The following is an 18,299-nucleotide window of genomic DNA, read 5'->3' as shown; positions in this document are numbered from 1 at the left end:
CGATCCGCAGCCAACCCACATCATGGCCGATTCCGACCAGCCCCGCCTGCGCGGCAGGGGATTCTGGCGCAAGACGTGGGCGATGCTGGTCAAGGAGTTCATCCAGCTCAAGCGCGACCGCGTCTCATTCGCGATGATCATCATGATCCCGCTGGTGCAGCTCATGTTGTTCGGCTACGCGATCAACACGACGCCGCGCAATCTGCCCACGGCGGTGCTGTTGCAAGAGCACAGCGATCTGGCGCGCTCCATTCTGGCGGCGCTACAGAACACCAAATACTTCAAGGTCAGCGAGCTGCCGAGCAGCGCGGCGGAGCTCGACCATCTTCTGGCTTCCGGCAAAGTGCTGTTCGCCATCGAAATTCCCGCTAATTTCGAGCGCGCGGTTCGGCGCGGCGACAAGCCTGCCATGTTGGTCGCCGCGGACGCGACCGATCCGGTGGCCTCCGGCTCGGCGTTGTCCGCGCTCGGCCAGGTCATGCAGACGGCCCTGCAACACGACCGCGCCATCCCCGTCACGACGACGTTGCCGTTCGAGATCCGCACGCATGCGCGCTACAATCCGGCCGCCGTCACCCAGCTCAATATCGTGCCGGGCCTGGTCGGCACCATCCTGACCATGACCATGCTCATCTTCACCGCGTTGTCGGTGACGCGCGAGATCGAGCGCGGCACCATGGAGAGCTTGCTGTCCATGCCGATCACGCCGGTCGAAATCATGCTGGGGAAGATCATTCCCTATATCATGGTCGGCTTCGTCCAGGCGTCGATGATCATCGGCATCGGCGTTTTGCTGTTTGGCGTGCCGATCCTCGGCAGTCTCGGTGTCCTGGCGGCGCTCAGCACGTTGTTCATCGCCACCAATCTGTCGATCGGCTACACGTTCTCGACCATCGCGCAGAACCAGCTGCAAGCGATGCAGATGTCGATGATGTTCTTTTTGCCGAACATTCTGTTGTCCGGCTTCATGTTTCCCTTCGCCGGCATGCCGCAATGGGCGCAATATGTGGGCGAGGCGCTGCCACTCACCCATTATCTGCGCATCGTTCGCTCGATCATGCTGAAAGGCTCTTCCGTCTCGGATCTGCACTACGACGCCATGATGCTGTTCGTCCTGATGCTGGTCGCGATGATGATCGCGATTACACGCTTCCGGCGCACGCTCGATTGACATTCAATCTATTGTGTTAAAATTGTGGATATCCATCATTGATTATTTGCAACCTAAAGATTTGAAAATGAAGATGCCTCCCCAGAGGGCGACTCTAAGGGGGATAAAATGCGGGGCGGGACAGTGGTTGCTTTAAGCGGCGCCGCTTTTTTTTTGGCAGGTTGCGCGGAGCCGAGTCTGACGCGGGCGATGAAACAAAAATATGAAATGGATCTGCTCAGGCCGGCGTCAGCGATCTATATTCCGGGGACGCTGGCCCGTGTTCGTGTGGTTTCGCGCGGCTCCGACAGGAACGCACGCGTCGTTTCGCTAAGTCGATTCTGCCGGCCGGGGGGGGCGCTGCCGCTCGCATCGATCACTCCAAGTCCGACCGAAGTGCTGAACATCACTTACAACGTATCTGCCGATAGCTCTGCCAAGGCCGAACTGGAGGCAATTGCGGGAATTGAGTTGAGTTCGGAAGTCGTCGATAAGGTCGACATTTCACTGAAGAATACAAAGATTTATCGGCCGGATGATTTGCAGCTAAAAGCAGCGGTTTCGGCGATCAGGCGATCGGGATGTTCCACGAGCGGAAGGTCGCTCGTGACAGCGGTGCTTCAGGCTGATGTAGACGTCAAGACGACCTTCAAGATCGGCGGCAAAGTATCGGCTTCTCAGAAGCAGGCTATCGGTCGCGTCGTGAGCGCTTCGTTTGGGGCAAATATCACGAGTGAATCGGGCGAAACAAGTACTGGCACCGGTTTGTTTTACGGCATTGAAGTAGACGAAGGCGGGCGTTGACGTTCATTGGCGTACCGACATGCCGAGGCGCAGGTAGGGACTTGCATAGCTTGTGGAGTCGCTGGCCCAGCCCGCTGCCGCCGACCATTCGTAGCCGTCGGCCTTCAGGCCCGTCACGTGGGCGCCGAGCCGCCAATGGCGATAACCGTCGGACGCAAAGTACTGTGCTTCCGGGCCGACATAGAAGTCGCCAATGCCGATAACATCTTCCGGCACGCGCCAGCCGTAAGCGATGCGCGCCGAGTTGTTGGTGGCGATGGTGGAGAGTGACAGATCGCCGGCCAGCATGGTGGCCGGCGTCGGTTCGTACCAGAGCTCGACCGCGAACCGCGCGCCGATATCGGTGCCGCGTAGGCGGTTGCCTGGATCGTCCGGCCAGAGTTTGTGCCGTTCGATATCGAGACCGAAGAAAAACTTAGCCTCTATGTCGCCGCGCTTGATGCGCCAGCCCGGCAGCACTTGGATGACGGCTTCGGCGCCGATTACGTCCGTATTCAAATCCTGGGCGGTGTATCGATAGGCGCCGCCGGACAGCAGCATCTTCAACATGAGGCCGTCTTGTTCGAAGCCGCCGGGCGCGGTCAGAAAGCCGCCATAGGCGAAGACGCCATTGCGCCAGAGGTCGCGGCCGGAAAAGAGAATAACGGTCGGTTCGTCCGGGTCATCGCCGGCGAGGGCGTTGCCCGAAATTCCTAATCCAAGACAGACAATGAAGGCCACGGCGACGGACGTCGCCGCGCATACGCGCCTGACGCACATTGAGGCCCCTTACACGCCTCGAACCGACCGGCAATAGCTTCCACAACCAATCCACAACTTAAGAGGGAAATTCGGCGCCTGTCCATGCGATCATGAGGCTCTATTCACGGGTAACGATCGTATTATTTGGCAAGGCGCCGGGGTGGCTCGCCGAGCGTGCGGTGGATCATCGCCGAGAAGGCGCTGGGGCTGGCGTAGCCGACCGAGCGCGCCGTCTCGGCGACCGAGGCGCCTTCCGACAGGCGGGCCAGGCCATCGATGGCCCGCAGCCGCGCCCGCCATTCGGCAAAGCCAAGGCCGGTCTCCTTGCGGAAGACCCGCGCCAGCGTGCGACGGCTGGCGCCACATGCGTCCGCCCAGCGATCAAGATCCAGATCGATGCTGGAATCGTCGAGGAGGGCGCGGGCAACGCGCAGCGCCCGGGGATCGCTCGGCATGGGCACAGCGAGCCGGCCTTCGCCCAGGCGGCCGAGCTCGGTCAGGATGAGGCGGGCGATGATGCCGCCGCGGCCGTTCTCGTCATAGTCGGCCGGCTCCTCCAAGAGGGCCAGGATCAGTTCGCGCAGCAGGCCCGAGATTTCCGCGAGCGATGGGCTCGCCGGCAGAGCCGCGCAATACGGGGAGTCGATATAGACCGTGCGCATCTCGACGCGGCTGCGCATGACGACCGTATGCGGCCATTGCGGCGGCAGCCACAGGGCGCGGGCCGGCGGCAGGATCCAGGCCGCTTCCGGCGTTTCCACCCGCATGATGCCGCTCGTGGCGTAGGTGAGCTGGCCGCGCCGGTGATGGTGCAGGGGAATGCGATCGCCCGCCGGCCGCGCGCTCGGCAGGACGGCAACCGGGCGGGGGGCGTCGTCCAGGTTCGGACGGTATGGCGAGGTCGCGGTCATGGCCTAATCTCGACGAAACTCGGCCGAACATCGCCAAAAGGCAAGTGTATCGTTGCGACAGATTGTCAATTACCGCAAATGCCGGAAATGCCCATGAACCCGACCGCCATCGACGCGCGGGACGACAGCGCCCGACGCCGCGCCATCGCCTTCCTGAATTGGGCGCACGCCGTCGATCACTTCGTGCTGCTCATTTACCCGACGGTGGTGATCGGGCTGACGGCGGTTTACGGCCGCTCGTATAGCGAGCTCATCGCGCTCTCGAGTGCGGCCTTCATCGCGTTCGGCGTGTTCTCCTTGCCGGCCGGCTGGCTGGCGGACCGCTGGAGCCGCCGCAACATGATGGCGGCCTTCTACATCGGCGGCGGCATCAGTCTGTTGGTGGTGGGGCTGGCGCCAAACCTGATCGTGCTGGCGATCGGCATGTTCGCGCTCGGCATGTTCGCGGCCATCTATCATCCGGTCGGGATGGCCATGCTGATCGAGGCCTCGCAGGCGCGCGGCCGCACCCTCGCTTTTAACGGCGTGTGTGGCAATCTCGGTGTGTCGCTCGCCGCCGGCATCAGCGCCTTCTTGGCGAGCTGGATCAATTGGCGCGCGGCCTTCATCGTGCCGGGTGCGCTCGTCATGGCGAGCGGTTTTGCCTATGTCTGGCTCACGCCCGATGACCGGCACCACGCGAAGAAGCGCAAGTCGGTCGCGACGGTGCCGTTGACGCCGCGCACGGCGATGATCCTGTTCGGCCTGTTCCTGGCTATTTCCATAACCGCCGGCGTCACCTTCAACATGCTGACGATCGCGCTGCCGAAAATTGTTGACGAGCGGCTGGCGACGCATGTGCCGCTCGTGCTTGCCGGAAGCATCGCCACCTTGGTGCTGATCTGCGGCGGCATCGCGCAGCTCTTCATCGGCCGGCTGGTGGAGCGCTTCGCGCCGCACACGTTGTTCGTGGCCGTCACCGGGCTCGGCTTCCTCGGCAATCTCGGCGCGGCCTATTTCGACGGCGTATCGCTGATGGCGGCGCTGGCGGTGTCGATTGCCGCCATCTACGCCCAAGTGACGATCAACGACATGGTGCTGGCGCGCTACACGGCGGATGCCTGGCGCGGCCGGGTCTACGCCGTGCGTTACTTCACGTTGTTCATCAGCGCCGGCTGCGCGATCGCGATGATCTCGCTCTTGCATGACCGCGGAGGCTTCGGCCTTGTGCTCGCTGCCAATGCTGTCATCGCATTCGCGATGTTCGTCGCCACGGTCGGGCTCACGCTCCTGATCGGACAGGTTGAAGCGCGTCACGCGCAACTCCAGGCGGCGGAGTAGTGCACAACGTCATTCCGGACGGCCCGTAGGGCCGATCCGGAATCCAGAACAACGCTCGGGAGAGTGAACTGGATTCCGGGTTCGCGAGCTTCGCTCGCGCCCCGGAATGACTTGAGAGGAAGGGTTCGGGCGATACGGGGTGTTACGCCCGCTCTTTCGGCTCGTCGGCGTCCGTTGCATCGCCGCCTTGTGGAGAGTGAAGAGCCTACCGCGTCACCGCGGCAATCGCCCGAAACTCAGAAACCTATGGCCGCTCGTCCCCACGAAGGCGGGACCCAGGGCCGCTATGAATGACACCGGTCCGCGATGGATTCCCGCTTTCGCGGGAATGAGCGGAGTTCTCGACGGCCTTCGTGCCAAATAAGCAATTGGCACGCTCGTTCAAGACCGAGCCTCTGCATTACTTCGCGCCTGCCGGTTCCTTGTCCCATGCCAGCTTCGGCGCATCCGTACCGGCAACCGAATAGAGCGCGCCCGGCGCGTTCCGCGTCTTCTGGAAGTCCTCCAGTGTCTGGCCGCGCATCGCCGCGTAGATGTGCAGGTTGGACACGCCGACGACCGCGCCCAGCTTCTCCAGCATGAAAAAGCTGACGCCGTAATGGATCATGCCGCGCCAGTCACGGTTGCGGATCAGCGTGCATTCTTCGTCGCTCAATCCCGCCTGCTGGAACGCCTTCTCCGGCGCCGCGAGGAACTCGGCGCGGTGGTCCGGCTTGATCAGGTCATGCAGGAAGCTGTTGATGCGGAATGCCTTGACGCTGCGGGCGAAGGTGAACGGTAGGGTGCCGGCAAGCGTTTCGACGCCCGCCAGTTGGTGACCCATATGGCGGCGATGCTCGGCTTGGATATCGGCCGGCGGCTCGATCGCTTCGTTCTCGTAAATGGCGGTGGCGATGCCGGTCATCGACGGCAGATAGTAGCTGCGATGCAAGCATTTGACGGCGGAAGACAGCGCGCCGCGCATGATCAGCCACATGACGACCTCGGCGCCTTCCATGCCACCGAGCCGCGCGTAATCGGCCAGCGTCATGCGGGTGAGGGCGACCGGGTCTTTCTCGATCATGTCGAGGAAACGCTCGTCCCAGGCGGTGTTGTTGAAGCCGGCGCGCTCGCCGTGCACCTGATGCGACAGCCCGCCGGTCGCGACCAGCGCCACCTTGAGGTCCTCCGGGTAGCTCTCGATCGCCCGGCGCAGCGCTTGGCCCAGCTTGTAACAGCGCGCCGCCGACGGGATCGGAAACTGCAGCACGCCGACCTGCAACGGCACGATCGCACCGGGCCAAGTGGGAGCATGCGGCCACATCATCGACAGCGGCGAGAAGCAGCCGTGGTCGAGCGGCTTGCCTTGGAAGAACGACATGTCGAACTCGTCGGCGGTGAGGGACGCGCCGATGTGATGCGACAGGCCGGCATGGCCGGCGACCGGCGGCAGATCGCGGGCGCCGCCGCCTTCGTCGGCAACGACGTAGCTCTCGCCGATACCGAGCGCGAAGGCTGAATAGTGGTCGAAGAAGAACGAGGTGACGTGATCGTTGTAGATGACGAACAGCACGTCGGGCTTCTTGTCGGCGAGCCATTGCTGCACCGGCTTGAAGGCCTCGAAGATCGGCTTCCAGACCGGGTCGTTCTGCTTGTTGCGGTCGTAGGCAAAGCCAATGGTCGGCGTGTGGGACGCAGCGATCGCACCGATGATCCTGGCCATTTTAGCTCTCCTTTGTCCCGCCCGTCATTCCGGGGCGCGCCGAAGGCGCGAACCCGGAATCCAGCCATTCACTCGGCGCCTAGTTCTGGATTCCGGATCGCCGCGGCGCGGCGTCCGAAATGACCGGCTTCTATAGCTTGATGCAGACGTTCTTGAGCTCGGTGTAGAATTCCAGCGAATGCACGCCGCCCTCGCGGCCGATGCCGGACTGCTTCATGCCGCCGAAGGGCGTGCGCAGATCGCGCAGGAACCAGCTATTCACCCAGACGATGCCGGCCTCGATGCGGCTGGAGACGCGGTGCGCGCGCGCAAGGTTGGTGGTCCAGACCGCGGCGGCGAGCCCGTAATCGAGCGCGTTGGCGCGTTTGACGACCTCGTCTTCCGTGTCGAACGGCGCGATGTGGCAGCAGGGGCCGAAGATCTCCTCGGTCACGGTGGCGGCGCTGTCGGCAAGGCCGGTCCAAATCGTCGGCTGTACCCAGGCGCCATCCTTGAGCGCATCCGGCATTTTCGGTATCCCGCCGCCGCTCACGACGGTCGCGCCCTCGGCCACCGCCTTGGCGTAATACGACAGCACCTTGTTGCGGTGCTCGAGACTGATGAGCGGCCCCATCGTCGTTGCCTTGTCCTCGGGCACGCCGAGCTTGAGCTTCTCGGCCTTGTCCTTCAGCGCGGCGACGAACTTCTCAAAGATCGGCCGCTCGACATAGACGCGCTCGGTGCCGAGGCACACCTGTCCCGCGTTGGCGAAACAGGAGCGCATGGTGCCCTCGATGGCGGCGTCGAAATCGCAGTCGGCGAACACGATCGCGGGGTTCTTGCCGCCCATCTCGAGCGAGACCGGCCGCGCGCCGTCGGCCGCGGCCTTCATGATGACGGCGCCGGTGCGTGTCTCGCCGGTGAAGGTGAGGGCGTTGACGCCCGGATGCCGGGTGAGGAATTCGCCGGCCGAGTTCGGTCCGAAGCCGTGCACCACGTTGTAGACGCCCTTCGGAATGCCGACCGCATTCATGACGTCGCCGAGCAGCGTGGCGGTCTGCGGCGTTTCTTCCGACGGCTTGACGACAACCGTATTGCCGCACGCCATCGCCGGTGCAACCTTCCAGGTCATCAGCAGCAGCGGCAGATTCCACGGGCAGATCACGCCGACGACGCCGACCGGGCGGCGCACCGCGTAGTTGATGGCGCCGGCGCCGTCCGGCGTCGCCATCTCGAAGAACTCGGTCGAGACGTTCTTCACCGTGTCGGCGAAGACCTTGAAGTTGGCCGCGCCGCGCGGAATATCGAGATGGCTGGCGAGACTGACCGGCTTGCCGGTGTCCGCGACCTCAGCCTCCAGAAACTGGTCGAAACGTTTGTTGATCTCGTTGGCCACGGCATACAGCAGGTCGCCGCGCTCGGCCGGGGTGATCTTCCCCCACGGCCCATCGAGCGCTGCGCGCGCGGCTTTCACGGCGGCATCCACGTCCGCTTCCGCGGCTTCCGCGACCTTGGCGATCAACGCGCCATCGACCGGCGTGCGTTTGTCGAAGGTGCGGCCACCCCGCGCGGGCAGGTAATGGCCGTCGATGAAATTCAGGACGTCCTTGACCTTGGGCGCCTGCTCGGGCTGCCCTGGTTTACGCGCGACGTCCAGCATACGATTCCTCCGGCCTTGTTGGGATGGCCGAAGGAAATTGGTTCTCGGCGCAACCGACTGCTTTGATGTAGATCAAGTTATGGTGCGCGGATTCGCATGCCGTCAACGCCGTTAGAAGAGCGGTGGAATCAGGTCCTCGACTTTGACGCGCATGCGATCCTTCACGTGGGCGACGATGCGGCTGCGGTGGCAGGTCGCCGGATCGCGGCAATAGCACAAGAGCGCGATGCGTTTGCCGGATTTGATCAGCCCGATGAGCTCTGCCAGTTCGGCTTGCGGCTCCGCCTTCTTGATGTGCTTCTCGTAGATGCGCGTAAGCGTCGCGCGATCGCCGGCGCGCGCGGCTTGCCGGCCTTCCGCCGGCGTACCGAGTTTTTGCAGATGCACGTAGGCGATGCCGGCGTCGTCCACCGTCGCGGCAAGCTGTCGTTTCGAGAAGCCGGGACGACGTGAGGCGGCGACCGCACGGACATCGACCAGCATGTCGACCTTCGCATGCTTCAGCTCGTCAAGAACGGCAGCCGGCTTTGCTTGTTCGTAGCCGATCGTGAACAGCTGCGGGGTGGACCGTGCGGCCATGAAGTTTCGTCCAGCGCGGGGAAGCGTGTCGAGCCGTCACAAATGTTACGTGTGCGGCTCGATGCCGCAAGCAAAAATTTGCGTGGGAATTCAAACGCCCAAGCATATTCCTTTCGCGGCCTTCGAACTTCTCGACAGAAACCGTCTTTTCTTCGATGCTGCTCTTGTGGCGCGGCATCGCAGAAGCAATTGTGGAACTCGAAATCGAGAGGGGAGCTCCTCATGCGCTTGCAACTTCGCGCTCTAACGGGCCTTGCAACTATTGCTTTAACGATCGCAGCGGCGGCACCGGTCTTCGCGCAGAATCGCCTGCTCAATGTTTCCTACGATCCGACGCGCGAGCTCTATCGCGCCTACAACGATGCCTTCACCAAGTACTGGAAGGAGAAGACGGGCAAGACCATCGCCATCCAGCAATCGCATGGCGGCTCGGGCGCGCAAGCGCGCGCAGTGATCGATGGGCTCGAAGCCGATGTCGTGACGCTGGCGCTCGAAGCCGACATCGATGCGATCGCGCAGAACTCTGGCAAGATCCCGGCGGATTGGCGCGGCCGCCTGCCGCACAACAGCTCGCCTTACACCTCGACCATCGTTTTCCTTGTCCGCAAGGGCAATCCGAAGGGCATCAAGGACTGGGACGATCTGGTGAAGGACGGTGTCGAGGTGATCACGCCAAATCCGAAAACCTCGGGCGGCGCCCGCTGGAACGTCCTTGCCGCATGGGCGTGGGCGCTCCATAAGTACAACGGTGACGAAGGCAAGGTCCGCGACTATGTCGCCGCGCTGTTCAAGCACGTTCCGGTGCTCGATACCGGCGCGCGCGGCTCCACCACGACCTTCGTCCAGCGCAAGATCGGCGATGTGCTGCTTGCCTGGGAGAACGAAGCCTTCCTCGCGCTCGACGAATTGGGCGTCGGTGAGTTCGACATCGTGGTTCCGAGCATCTCGATCAAGGCCGAGCCGCCCGTGGCGTTGGTCGACAAGAATGCCGAGAAGCATCGCACCACGGAGGTGGCCCGTGCTTATCTCGAATATCTGTATAGCGACGTCGGCCAGCAGATCGCGGCCAAGAACTACTACCGGCCGTCCAAGCCGGAGGCCGTTTCCCCGGAGGCCATCAAACGGTTCCCAAGCCTGAAACTAGCGACCATCGACGACCTCGGCGGCTGGAAGATAGTGCAGCCGAAATTTTTCGGCGATGGTGGTATCTTCGACCAACTCTACAAGCCGAAGTAAGCTAGGAGCCATGGCGGACCGGACGGCATTCAGATGGAAGCGGCCAAGCGTCATCCCGGGGTTCGGGGTGACGTTTGGCTTCTCTATGGCCTATTTGAGCTTGATCGTGCTCATTCCGCTTGCGGCGTTGCTCATCCGTAGCGCGTCGCTCGGCTGGGCGGACTACTGGAAGCTGGCGTTCGACCCGCGCACACTTGCGGCGCTGCGGATCAGTTTCGGCAGTTCGTTCATCGCCGCGCTTGTGAACGGCGTATTCGGATTGATTCTGGCCTGGGTGCTGGTGCGCTATCGGTTTCCCGGGAAGCGGCTGATCGATTCGATGATCGATCTGCCTTTCGCTTTGCCGACCGCGGTCGCGGGTATCGCGCTCAGCACATTGTATGCTCCGAAGGGGTGGATCGGGTCGTTGTTCGCGCCGTTCGGCATCAAGATCGCCTACACGCCATCCGGCATCGTGGTGGCGTTGATCTTCATCGGCCTGCCTTTCGTGGTGCGTACCGTGCAGCCCGTGCTCGCGGACCTCGATCGGGAATTGGAGGAGGCGGCCGCCACGCTCGGCGCCAACCGCTGGCAGACGATTCTACGCGTGGTGCTGCCGCCGCTCATCCCGGCGATCCTGACCGGCTTCGCCTTGGCGCTGGCGCGGGCCATCGGTGAGTACGGGTCGGTCATCTTCATCGCCGGCAACATCCCCTTCGTCTCCGAGATTGCGCCGCTCCTGATCGTCATCCGCCTCGAGGAGTTCAGCTACTCGGCGGCGACGGCCATCGCATCGCTGATGCTGGCCATCTCTTTCGCGATGCTGCTCGCCATCAATCTCATCCAGGTCTGGAGCCGGCGGAGGTTCGGTTATGCCGGCTGACTCTCAACGCAAGTCCGTGCCGCCGCCGGCCACGGGCGAGCCTTTCGCATTTCGCACGACGCTGATCGTGGTCGCGCTGGCGTTCTTCGCCATCTTTCTTTTGATGCCGCTGGCCGTCGTGTTCGCCGAAGCGCTGCGTGGCGGCATTGCGGGATATATGAAGGCGATCGGCAATCCCGACACGCTGGCGGCTATCGGCCTGACATTGCTGGTCGCGGTCATCGCCGTGCCGGCGAACATGATCTTCGGCGTCTGCGCCGCGTGGGCCATCGCAAAATTCGAGTTCAAGGGAAAGAGCTTCGTCGTTACGCTGATCGATCTGCCGTTCTCCGTGTCGCCGGTGATCGCGGGTCTCGTTTACGTGCTGCTGTTCGGCGCGAAGGGCTATCTCGGGCCGTGGCTGGACGACTGGGGCATCGAGATCATTTTCGCCGTTCCTGGCATCGTGCTGGCGACGATCTTCGTCACGTTTCCGTTCGTGGCGCGCGAGCTCATACCGTTGATGCAGGAGCAGGGGACCGGGGACGAGGAAGCCGCGCTGTCGCTCGGCGCGACCGGCTTGAAGACCTTCATGTTCGTGACGTTCCCCAACGTCCGGTGGGCGCTTTTGTACGGCGTTCTCCTCTGCAACGCACGCGCCATGGGCGAGTTCGGCGCCGTCGCCGTGGTGTCCGGCAAGATCCGCGGCCTCACCAATACGATGCCGCTACAGGTCGAAATCCTTTACAATGAGTACGCGTTCACGGCGGCCTTCGCCGTCGCTTCGCTCCTCGCGCTGCTCGCGCTCGTCACATTGGCGGTGAAGACCGCCCTCGAATGGCGCTACGGCGATCAGATCGCCGGCAGCAACGGTCACTAAGGCAAGCTAATGGACATTCGTGTCGTCGATGTTCGGAAGGATTTCGACCGCTATCCCGCGCTGCGCGGGGTTTCGCTCGACATCCGCTCCGGTGAATTGATTGCGCTGCTCGGTCCGTCCGGTTCGGGCAAGACGACCTTGCTGCGTCTGATCGCCGGGCTCGAGCACCCGACTTCCGGCATGGTCTTCTTCGGCGACGAGGACGCGTCGCAGAAGAGCGTTCAGGAGCGCAATGTAGGCTTCGTGTTCCAGAGCTACGCCCTGTTTAAGCACCTGACGGTCGCCGACAACATTGCCTTCGGCCTCAAAGTGCGGCCGCGCGACAAGCGTCCCCCCGGCGCCGCGATCCGCAAGCGGGCGAGCGAGTTGCTCGACCTCGTGCAGTTGTCGGGTCTCGAGAAGCGGTTTCCGGCGCAGCTGTCCGGCGGTCAGCGTCAGCGCGTGGCGCTGGCGCGCGCCTTGGCGATCGAGCCGCGCGTGTTGCTGCTCGACGAGCCCTTCGGTGCGCTCGACGCCAAGGTGCGGCGCGAACTGCGGCAGTGGCTGCGCGAACTGCACGACAAGACCGGCCACACCACGGTGTTCGTCACCCACGACCAGGAAGAGGCCTTGGAGTTGGCCGATCGTGTCGTCGTGATGAGCCAGGGGCTGATCGAGCAGGTCGGCACGCCGGACGAAATTTACGACAGCCCGAATTCGCCGTTCGTCTTCTCCTTCATCGGCGAGGCGAGCGAACTGCCGGTGTCGGTGGCGGGCGGCCAGATTCTGTTCGAAGGACATCCGGTCGGCCTTTCGCCGGCCCGTGCGGGAGATGGCGCGGCGCGTCTCTTCCTGCGACCGAACAGCGTCGATCTCGCCGGCGATCGGCCCGACGCGCTTCGGGGCACCGTTGCTTCGGTGCGCCGCAGTGGCGGCTGGCGGCGGATCAATCTGCTGGTCGGCGAGGCCAAGCACCTGGTCGAAATCGAGGTGCCTGCGGACGCCTGCCACGATCTGCCGGACAAGATCGCCTTCCTGCCACGCTATTGGCAGCTCTTTCCAGCCTCTTAGCGCTCGCTCAATCCGACACGCGTTCGATCAAAGCCATCGCCGCCGCCGGCGCGCGCACTTTGGCCTCGTGGATGAAGTAGATGAACGTATCGCGCGGCGCCTTCTTCGGCGCCTTGTCGATGAGCGGCAGATCCTTCGGCGCGCCGCCGCTCGCCCAGGTCTTGGCGCGCTCGGCCCAAGCATCGAGCGCCTTGGGGGGATAACCCGCCTTCAGCTTTTCCTCGCCCTTCTGTAGCCGCGCATAGACGAAATCGCCGGTGATATCGGCGATCTCCGTATAGGTGTCGTGCTCGGCATAACAGATCGCGACATTGGCCTTGCGGCACATGGCGATGAACGCCGGCGCCTTGAAGCTGTCGTGGCGCACCTCGATGACGTGGCGCAGCCTGTGCCCGTCAAACGTCTCCGGCAGCAAATCGAGAAAGCCGCCGAAGTCGGCCTCGTCGAACTTCTTGGTCGGCGCGAACTGCCAGAGCAGGGGGCCGAGCTTCTTGCCGAGTTCGGTGACGCCCGACTCGAGGAAGCGCTTGATCGAGTCACCGGCCTCGCTGAGCACGCGCCGGTTCACGGCGTAACGCGGGCCTTTGAGCGAGAAGACGAAGGTGTCGGGCACTTGGTCGGCCCAGGAGCGGAAGGTCTTAGGCGTCTGCGTGCGATAGAATGTGCCGTTCACCTCGATCGAGGTGAGGTGTTGCCCGGCATATTCGAGTTCGCGCGCATGCGGCAGGCCCTTGGGATAAAAGACACCGCGCCAAGGCTCGTAAGTCCAGCCGCCGATGCCGACATAGATCTTGCCCTGCTTTGTCATGCGCCTGTCACTTCAAGGGGTTAACGTTCGCTTCCAGTGGCGCTGATCTTAACAGGTCAATGCCCGACGGCCACGACGGAATAGCGACGCCGGATGAACGCGCGCTGTTTCGAGTGGTCGTTTTCTTTTGGGCCTCTGCGATGCGCCTAGGCTGCGGGGGCAAGCCGAGAGCTGATGCCGACTCGGTTCATGGCATTCATGAGCGAGATGACGATGGTGAGGTCGCCGACTTCCTTCTCGCTGAACTCGGACTTCACGAGCGCATAATCGGCGTCCGGCGCGCCGGTCTGGGCGATGTTGGTCAGGCTTTCGGTCCAGGCGAGAGCTGCGCGTTCGCGCGCTGTGAAGAACGGCGCCTCTTTCCAGGTAACCAGGCTGTTGAGCCTGCGTTGGTCTTCGCCGGCGCCGATCAGATCGCGCCAATGCAGGTCGACGCAATAGGCGCAGCCGTTGATCTGGGAAACACGCAGGAACACCAGGTCAACCAGCCGGCGGTCGAGGCCCGAGGTCTCGATGTACTGGTAGAGCGGGCCGAACGCCTTGTAGCCGTCGGGCGCGATTTGACGGAGGTTGAAACGCTGCGACATCGCGAACTCCATTGCAAATACTGCTGAACTCAATTACGGATAAAATATATCCGCTTTTTCAGGTCTGGGGTCAAGATGCGGTTGTCGGAAGGTGTGGAGTGGGCGGCGCATAGCTGCACCATGCTCGCGGCATTGCCGGAAGGGCGTGCGCTCGGTCCTGCGGACCTCGCGCTCTTCTTCGACGTGCCGAAGGCCTATCTTGCCAAGCAACTGCAGGCCTTATCCAAGGCCGGCATCCTGACGGCCACCCGCGGGCCGTCGGGGGGCTACCGGCTGGCGCGGGCGACCGACATGATCACGTTGCGGGACATCGTCTTGGCGATCGAAGGTCCTGGGACCTGCTTCCGTTGCCAGGAGATCCGGCGGCGGGGGCCGACCGGTCAGCCGCGCCGCTGCTATCCGAAAGCCTGTGGCATCGCGCGGGCGATGTGGGCTGCCGAGCAAGTGTATCTCGCGGAGCTTGGAAAGGTAACGCTCGCCAAACTTATCGCTGAGGCCGCGCACGAAGTCTCACCCGAGCAGCAGGCTGCCATCAGGCGCTGGCTGGATAAGGCGGCATAGCCCGCGCTGCGCATCCGCAAGCAAAAGGCCCGGAATTTCTCCCGGGCCTTCGCATTTCCGTCTGAAGGATGGACTTAGAAGTCCATGCCGCCAATCGAAGTCGGCTGTTGCCGACTTCGATCACTTAAAGTGAGTGGCGGCTTTATGGACTTCCTTAGAAGTCCATGCCGCCGCCCGGCGGCATCGCCGGCATGGCGTCCTTCTTCTTCGGCAGTTCGGCCACCATCGCTTCGGTGGTGATCAAGAGGCCCGCGACCGAAGCCGCGTTCTGGATCGCCGTGCGCACAACCTTCGTCGGGTCGATGATGCCCTTGGACATCATGTTCCCGTATTCGCCGTTCTGCGCGTCGAAGCCGTAGGAGTACTGATCCTTCTCGAGGACCTTGCCGACGATGACCGAGCCGTCTTCACCCGCGTTGAGCGCGATCTGACGCGCCGGAGCCTGGAGCGCCTTGCGGACGATCTCGACGCCGTGCTTCTGGTCTTCGTTCTGCGTCTTCACCTTCTTCAGCGCCTCGGTGGCGCGGAGCAGGGCGATGCCGCCGCCCGGCAGGATGCCTTCCTCGACCGCGGCGCGGGTGGCATGCATCGCGTCGTCGACGCGATCCTTGCGCTCCTTCACCTCGACCTCGGTCGCGCCGCCGACGCGGATCACCGCGACGCCGCCCGCGAGCTTGGCCAGACGCTCCTGCAGCTTCTCACGGTCGTAGTCCGAGGTGGTCTCCTCGATCTGCGCCTTGATCTGCGCCACGCGCGCCTCGATGTCGGCCTTCTTGCCGGCGCCGTTGACGATCGTGGTGTTCTCCTTGTCGATCGACACCTTCTTGGCGCGGCCGAGCATGTTGATCGTCACGTTCTCGAGCTTGATGCCGAGATCTTCCGAGATCGCCTGGCCGCCGGTCAGGATCGCGATGTCCTGCAGCATGGCCTTGCGGCGATCGCCGAAGCCCGGCGCCTTGACGGCCGCGACCTTGAGGCCGCCGCGCAGCTTGTTGACGACGAGCGTGGCGAGCGCTTCGCCTTCCACGTCCTCGGCGATCAGCAGCAGCGGCTTGCCGGTCTGCACGACCGACTCGAGCAGCGGCAGCAGCTCCTGGAGGCCCGAGAGCTTCTTCTCGTAGACCAGGATGTAGGGATCATCCATCTCCGTGCGCATCTTGTCGGCATTGGTGACAAAGTAGGGGGAGATGTAGCCGCGGTCGAACTGCATGCCCTCGACGACGTCGAGTTCGGTCTCGAGCGACTTGGCTTCCTCGACCGTGATGACGCCTTCGTTGCCGACCTTCTTCATCGCTTCCGCGAGGAACTGGCCGATTTCCTTGTCGCCGTTGGCCGAGATGGTGCCGACCTGGGCGATCTCGTCGTTCGAGGTGACCTTCTTCGAGTTGGTCTTGAGATCCTCGACGATGGCGGCGACGGCGAGGTCGATGCCGCGCTTGAGGTCCATCGGGTTCATGCCGGCGGCAACCGCCTTCGAACCTTCCTTGACGATCGCCTGGGCGAGCACGGTGGCGGTGGTGGTGCCGTCGCCGGCGAAGTCGGCCGACTTCGAAGCGACTTCGCGCACCATCTGTGCGCCCATGTTCTCGAACTTGTCCTCTAGCTCGATCTCCTTGGCGACGGTGACGCCGTCCTTGGTGATGCGCGGGGCGCCGAACGACTTGTCGAGGACGACGTTACGGCCCTTGGGACCCAGCGTCACCTTCACGGCGTTGGCGAGGATGTCGACGCCGCGCAGCATGCGATCGCGCGCGTCAACGGAGAATTTGACGTCTTTAGCAGCCATATGAGTTTGTCCTCTTGGTCGTCATCCTGAGGTGCGAGCCGCGGATGCGGCGAGCCTCGAAGGATGACCGTTCATTGTGGCTGTCATCCTTCGAGGCGCGCTCGAAGCGAGCGCGCACCTCAGGATGACGGGTGGGTGGTTAGGCGGCCTTCTTCTTGCCGGCCACGACGCCTTCGAGCACGCCCATGATGTCGCTCTCCTTCATGATCAGGAGATCCTGGCCGTCGATCTTGACCTCGGTGCCCGACCACTTGCCGAACAGCACGACGTCGCCGACCTTCAGGTCGATGGGGGTGAGCTTGCCGGCCTCGTCACGGCCGCCGGGGCCGACGGCGATGACTTCGCCCTGGCTCGGCTTTTCCTGCGCACTGTCGGGGATGATGATGCCGCCGGCAGTCTTCTGCTCGGCGTCGATGCGCTTGACGACGACACGGTCGTGAAGCGGGCGGAACTTCATGGCAGTCCTCCTAAGTGATTGAGCCGTTGTGAATTTTTTGGTACGGCAGTTCCATTGCCAGTACCTGGGCGGCCAGATGGGTGGCCGATTTGATCCCGCAAGAGGGGTCGGAAAATTTTTTAGCACTCACACCCCGCGAGTGCCAACACTTTCGCCGGCCGCCGAACCTTCGTGGTTAACGGCGCCGTGGGAACCGCCGCAATTGTTCCGGGTTGCTCATGCCCGGCCGCGTCCAGGGCCCGGGCAGGGCTGTTAGCAGATCGTCACAATTGCTGCTAACGCCTTGATTTTACACAGGATGTTCATCTTTTCGGCTTGCAATGACAAAAGCGGGGAAGGGAAACTTTGCAAGTCCGACTCTCTGGAGGGCTGAAATGGTTTCGACGGAATTCCTGAAGCAGGTAAATGGCTACGGTTTGACCACCGCCCACATTTTGTACCGCCGGCCGGACCACCGCTGGCTGCTGCAGTCTTATGTCTGGCAGGAATACGATCTGTTTCCGGAGTTCCCCGAGCTGCACCGTTTCCTCGCGTTCTGGGAGAAGAAACTCGAGGGGCCGCTGCACTCGGTGCAGGTCGCCCATCAGAAGCTGATCAAGCCGGCCGAATTGAAGGCGATCGACAGCGAGTTCAGTCTGCATTGAGCGGCGTTCTTCGTCCTGTTTTCAGACAGCATACTTCTGTCACGCCCGCGAAAGCGGGCATCCAGTACGCCGCAGGCTATCGATAGGGCACGGCGTACTGGATCCCGGCTCTCGCTTGCTACGCTCGCTCGGCCGGGATGACGGCTGCGCAAAGCTCCGCCGCCCGTATTCTTTGCAAGGCGCCGGGTACGCCTCCATTCCTTTTGCCCCCTGAATAAAGAGGGCGACGGCGCGCCGAGCGGCGCGACGTTCGTTCGTGAAGCCGTGCTTCGTCGCCGAAGCACGGGCGCCTTCTCGGCGCGCCATCGCGGCGTCTTCCAACGGCGGGCCGCGCTTTCAACGGAGGCCCATCCAAAGCGTGTGGGACCTCGGTGTCAGCGAGCTCCTCGCAGGGGGTCCTAGTGCCCCCGGGCGGGATCCGCCGCCGCTCGGGAGCTTGGGAGGTGCGTTCGTCTCCCGCCCGCGAGCGCCGCGTCCCGCTCCGCTTTATGACGCCTCATGAAGCGCCCTCAGATGAGCGGGACGATACGCAGTTTAAGGGCGCCCGGAACGATGGGGATTACTTTTTATCCGAGAATCCAAGTGGCTGTTTGTAAAAGGAAT

Annotated in this window: 18 protein-coding genes; 9 read left to right on the top strand and 9 right to left on the bottom strand. The window is 63.2% G+C overall.

Annotation, left to right across the window (positions count from 1 at the left end):
• Positions 1 to 22: 22 nt before the first annotated feature.
• Positions 23 to 1,171 carry an ABC transporter permease gene (locus DW352_RS08855; protein ID WP_115694317.1) on the top strand — a complete coding sequence of 383 codons (1,149 nt, stop codon included), beginning with the start codon at positions 23 to 25 and terminating at the stop codon, positions 1,169 to 1,171.
• Positions 1,172 to 1,279: 108 nt separating this feature from the next.
• Positions 1,280 to 1,954, top strand: a complete 675-nt coding sequence (locus tag DW352_RS08850; RefSeq protein WP_115690431.1) for a hypothetical protein — start codon at positions 1,280 to 1,282, stop codon at positions 1,952 to 1,954.
• 3 nt (positions 1,955 to 1,957) lie between these two features.
• Here DW352_RS08850 and bcsS read toward each other — a convergent pair whose 3' ends face one another.
• Positions 1,958 to 2,713 (bottom strand): cellulose biosynthesis protein BcsS, encoded by a 756-nt coding sequence (bcsS, locus tag DW352_RS08845; RefSeq protein WP_115690429.1) that lies wholly within the window; start codon positions 2,711 to 2,713, stop codon positions 1,958 to 1,960.
• A 122-nt stretch (positions 2,714 to 2,835) separates the two neighbouring features.
• Positions 2,836 to 3,606, bottom strand: a complete 771-nt coding sequence (locus DW352_RS26745; RefSeq protein ID WP_162826866.1) for an AraC family transcriptional regulator — start codon at positions 3,604 to 3,606, stop codon at positions 2,836 to 2,838.
• Between the two features lie 93 nt (positions 3,607 to 3,699).
• Here DW352_RS26745 and DW352_RS26740 point away from each other — a divergent pair, with 93 nt between their 5' ends.
• Positions 3,700 to 4,926: an MFS transporter gene (locus DW352_RS26740; RefSeq protein ID WP_162826865.1), complete on the top strand. Its 1,227-nt coding sequence runs from the start codon at positions 3,700 to 3,702 to the stop codon at positions 4,924 to 4,926.
• A gap of 400 nt (positions 4,927 to 5,326) precedes the next feature.
• Here DW352_RS26740 and DW352_RS08835 read toward each other — a convergent pair whose 3' ends face one another.
• The 3 genes from DW352_RS08835 to DW352_RS08825 form a co-directional block, all read right to left on the bottom strand.
• Entirely contained in the window at positions 5,327 to 6,628 is a 1,302-nt protein-coding gene (locus tag DW352_RS08835) for a gallate dioxygenase (RefSeq protein ID WP_115690425.1), read from the bottom strand.
• Positions 6,629 to 6,758: 130 nt separating this feature from the next.
• Positions 6,759 to 8,267 (bottom strand): 2-hydroxymuconic semialdehyde dehydrogenase, encoded by a 1,509-nt coding sequence (locus DW352_RS08830; RefSeq protein ID WP_115690423.1) that lies wholly within the window; start codon positions 8,265 to 8,267, stop codon positions 6,759 to 6,761.
• 111 nt (positions 8,268 to 8,378) lie between these two features.
• Positions 8,379 to 8,846: a DUF488 domain-containing protein gene (locus tag DW352_RS08825; RefSeq protein WP_115690421.1), complete on the bottom strand. Its 468-nt coding sequence runs from the start codon at positions 8,844 to 8,846 to the stop codon at positions 8,379 to 8,381.
• A gap of 222 nt (positions 8,847 to 9,068) precedes the next feature.
• On the opposite strand from DW352_RS08825, the gene DW352_RS08820 reads away from it, so the two are divergent.
• Genes DW352_RS08820 through DW352_RS08805 form a run of 4 tightly spaced genes read left to right on the top strand, consistent with a single transcriptional unit; the run spans position 9,069 to position 12,853 of the window.
• Positions 9,069 to 10,082: a sulfate ABC transporter substrate-binding protein gene (locus tag DW352_RS08820; RefSeq protein ID WP_115690419.1), complete on the top strand. Its 1,014-nt coding sequence runs from the start codon at positions 9,069 to 9,071 to the stop codon at positions 10,080 to 10,082.
• Between the two features lie 10 nt (positions 10,083 to 10,092).
• A complete protein-coding gene (gene cysT / locus DW352_RS08815) occupies positions 10,093 to 10,944 on the top strand; it encodes a sulfate ABC transporter permease subunit CysT (RefSeq protein ID WP_115690417.1) in 852 nt (283 codons plus the stop codon).
• Positions 10,934 to 11,803, top strand: a complete 870-nt coding sequence (gene cysW / locus DW352_RS08810; protein ID WP_115690415.1) for a sulfate ABC transporter permease subunit CysW — start codon at positions 10,934 to 10,936, stop codon at positions 11,801 to 11,803. The genes cysT and cysW overlap by 11 nt, the downstream gene beginning before the upstream one ends.
• 9 nt (positions 11,804 to 11,812) lie before the next feature.
• On the top strand, positions 11,813 to 12,853 hold the full coding sequence (locus DW352_RS08805; RefSeq protein WP_115690413.1) for a sulfate/molybdate ABC transporter ATP-binding protein: 1,041 nt from the start codon (positions 11,813 to 11,815) through the stop codon (positions 12,851 to 12,853).
• 7 nt (positions 12,854 to 12,860) lie between these two features.
• On the opposite strand, the gene DW352_RS08800 is transcribed toward DW352_RS08805, so the two are convergent.
• Both DW352_RS08800 and DW352_RS08795 read right to left on the bottom strand, forming a co-directional pair.
• Positions 12,861 to 13,661 carry a DUF72 domain-containing protein gene (locus tag DW352_RS08800; RefSeq protein WP_115690411.1) on the bottom strand — a complete coding sequence of 267 codons (801 nt, stop codon included), beginning with the start codon at positions 13,659 to 13,661 and terminating at the stop codon, positions 12,861 to 12,863.
• A gap of 146 nt (positions 13,662 to 13,807) precedes the next feature.
• A complete protein-coding gene (locus DW352_RS08795) occupies positions 13,808 to 14,248 on the bottom strand; it encodes a carboxymuconolactone decarboxylase family protein (RefSeq protein WP_115694316.1) in 441 nt (146 codons plus the stop codon).
• Between the two features lie 75 nt (positions 14,249 to 14,323).
• On the opposite strand from DW352_RS08795, the gene DW352_RS08790 reads away from it, so the two are divergent.
• Positions 14,324 to 14,809 (top strand): RrF2 family transcriptional regulator, encoded by a 486-nt coding sequence (locus DW352_RS08790; protein WP_115690409.1) that lies wholly within the window; start codon positions 14,324 to 14,326, stop codon positions 14,807 to 14,809.
• A gap of 154 nt (positions 14,810 to 14,963) precedes the next feature.
• On the opposite strand, the gene groL is transcribed toward DW352_RS08790, so the two are convergent.
• Entirely contained in the window at positions 14,964 to 16,595 is a 1,632-nt protein-coding gene (gene groL, locus DW352_RS08785) for a chaperonin GroEL (RefSeq protein ID WP_115690407.1), read from the bottom strand.
• Between the two features lie 139 nt (positions 16,596 to 16,734).
• Complete coding sequence (locus tag DW352_RS08780; RefSeq protein ID WP_115690405.1) at positions 16,735 to 17,052, bottom strand: co-chaperone GroES; 318 nt, start codon at positions 17,050 to 17,052, stop codon at positions 16,735 to 16,737.
• Positions 17,053 to 17,426: 374 nt separating this feature from the next.
• Here DW352_RS08780 and DW352_RS08775 point away from each other — a divergent pair, with 374 nt between their 5' ends.
• Entirely contained in the window at positions 17,427 to 17,696 is a 270-nt protein-coding gene (locus DW352_RS08775) for an usg protein (RefSeq protein ID WP_115690403.1), read from the top strand.
• Positions 17,697 to 18,299 lie beyond the last annotated feature (603 nt).

The organism is Pseudolabrys taiwanensis (assembly GCF_003367395.1).
GTDB classification, from domain to species: Bacteria; Pseudomonadota; Alphaproteobacteria; order Rhizobiales; family Xanthobacteraceae; genus Pseudolabrys; species Pseudolabrys taiwanensis.
This window is presented reverse-complemented; position numbering and strand designations above follow the sequence as displayed.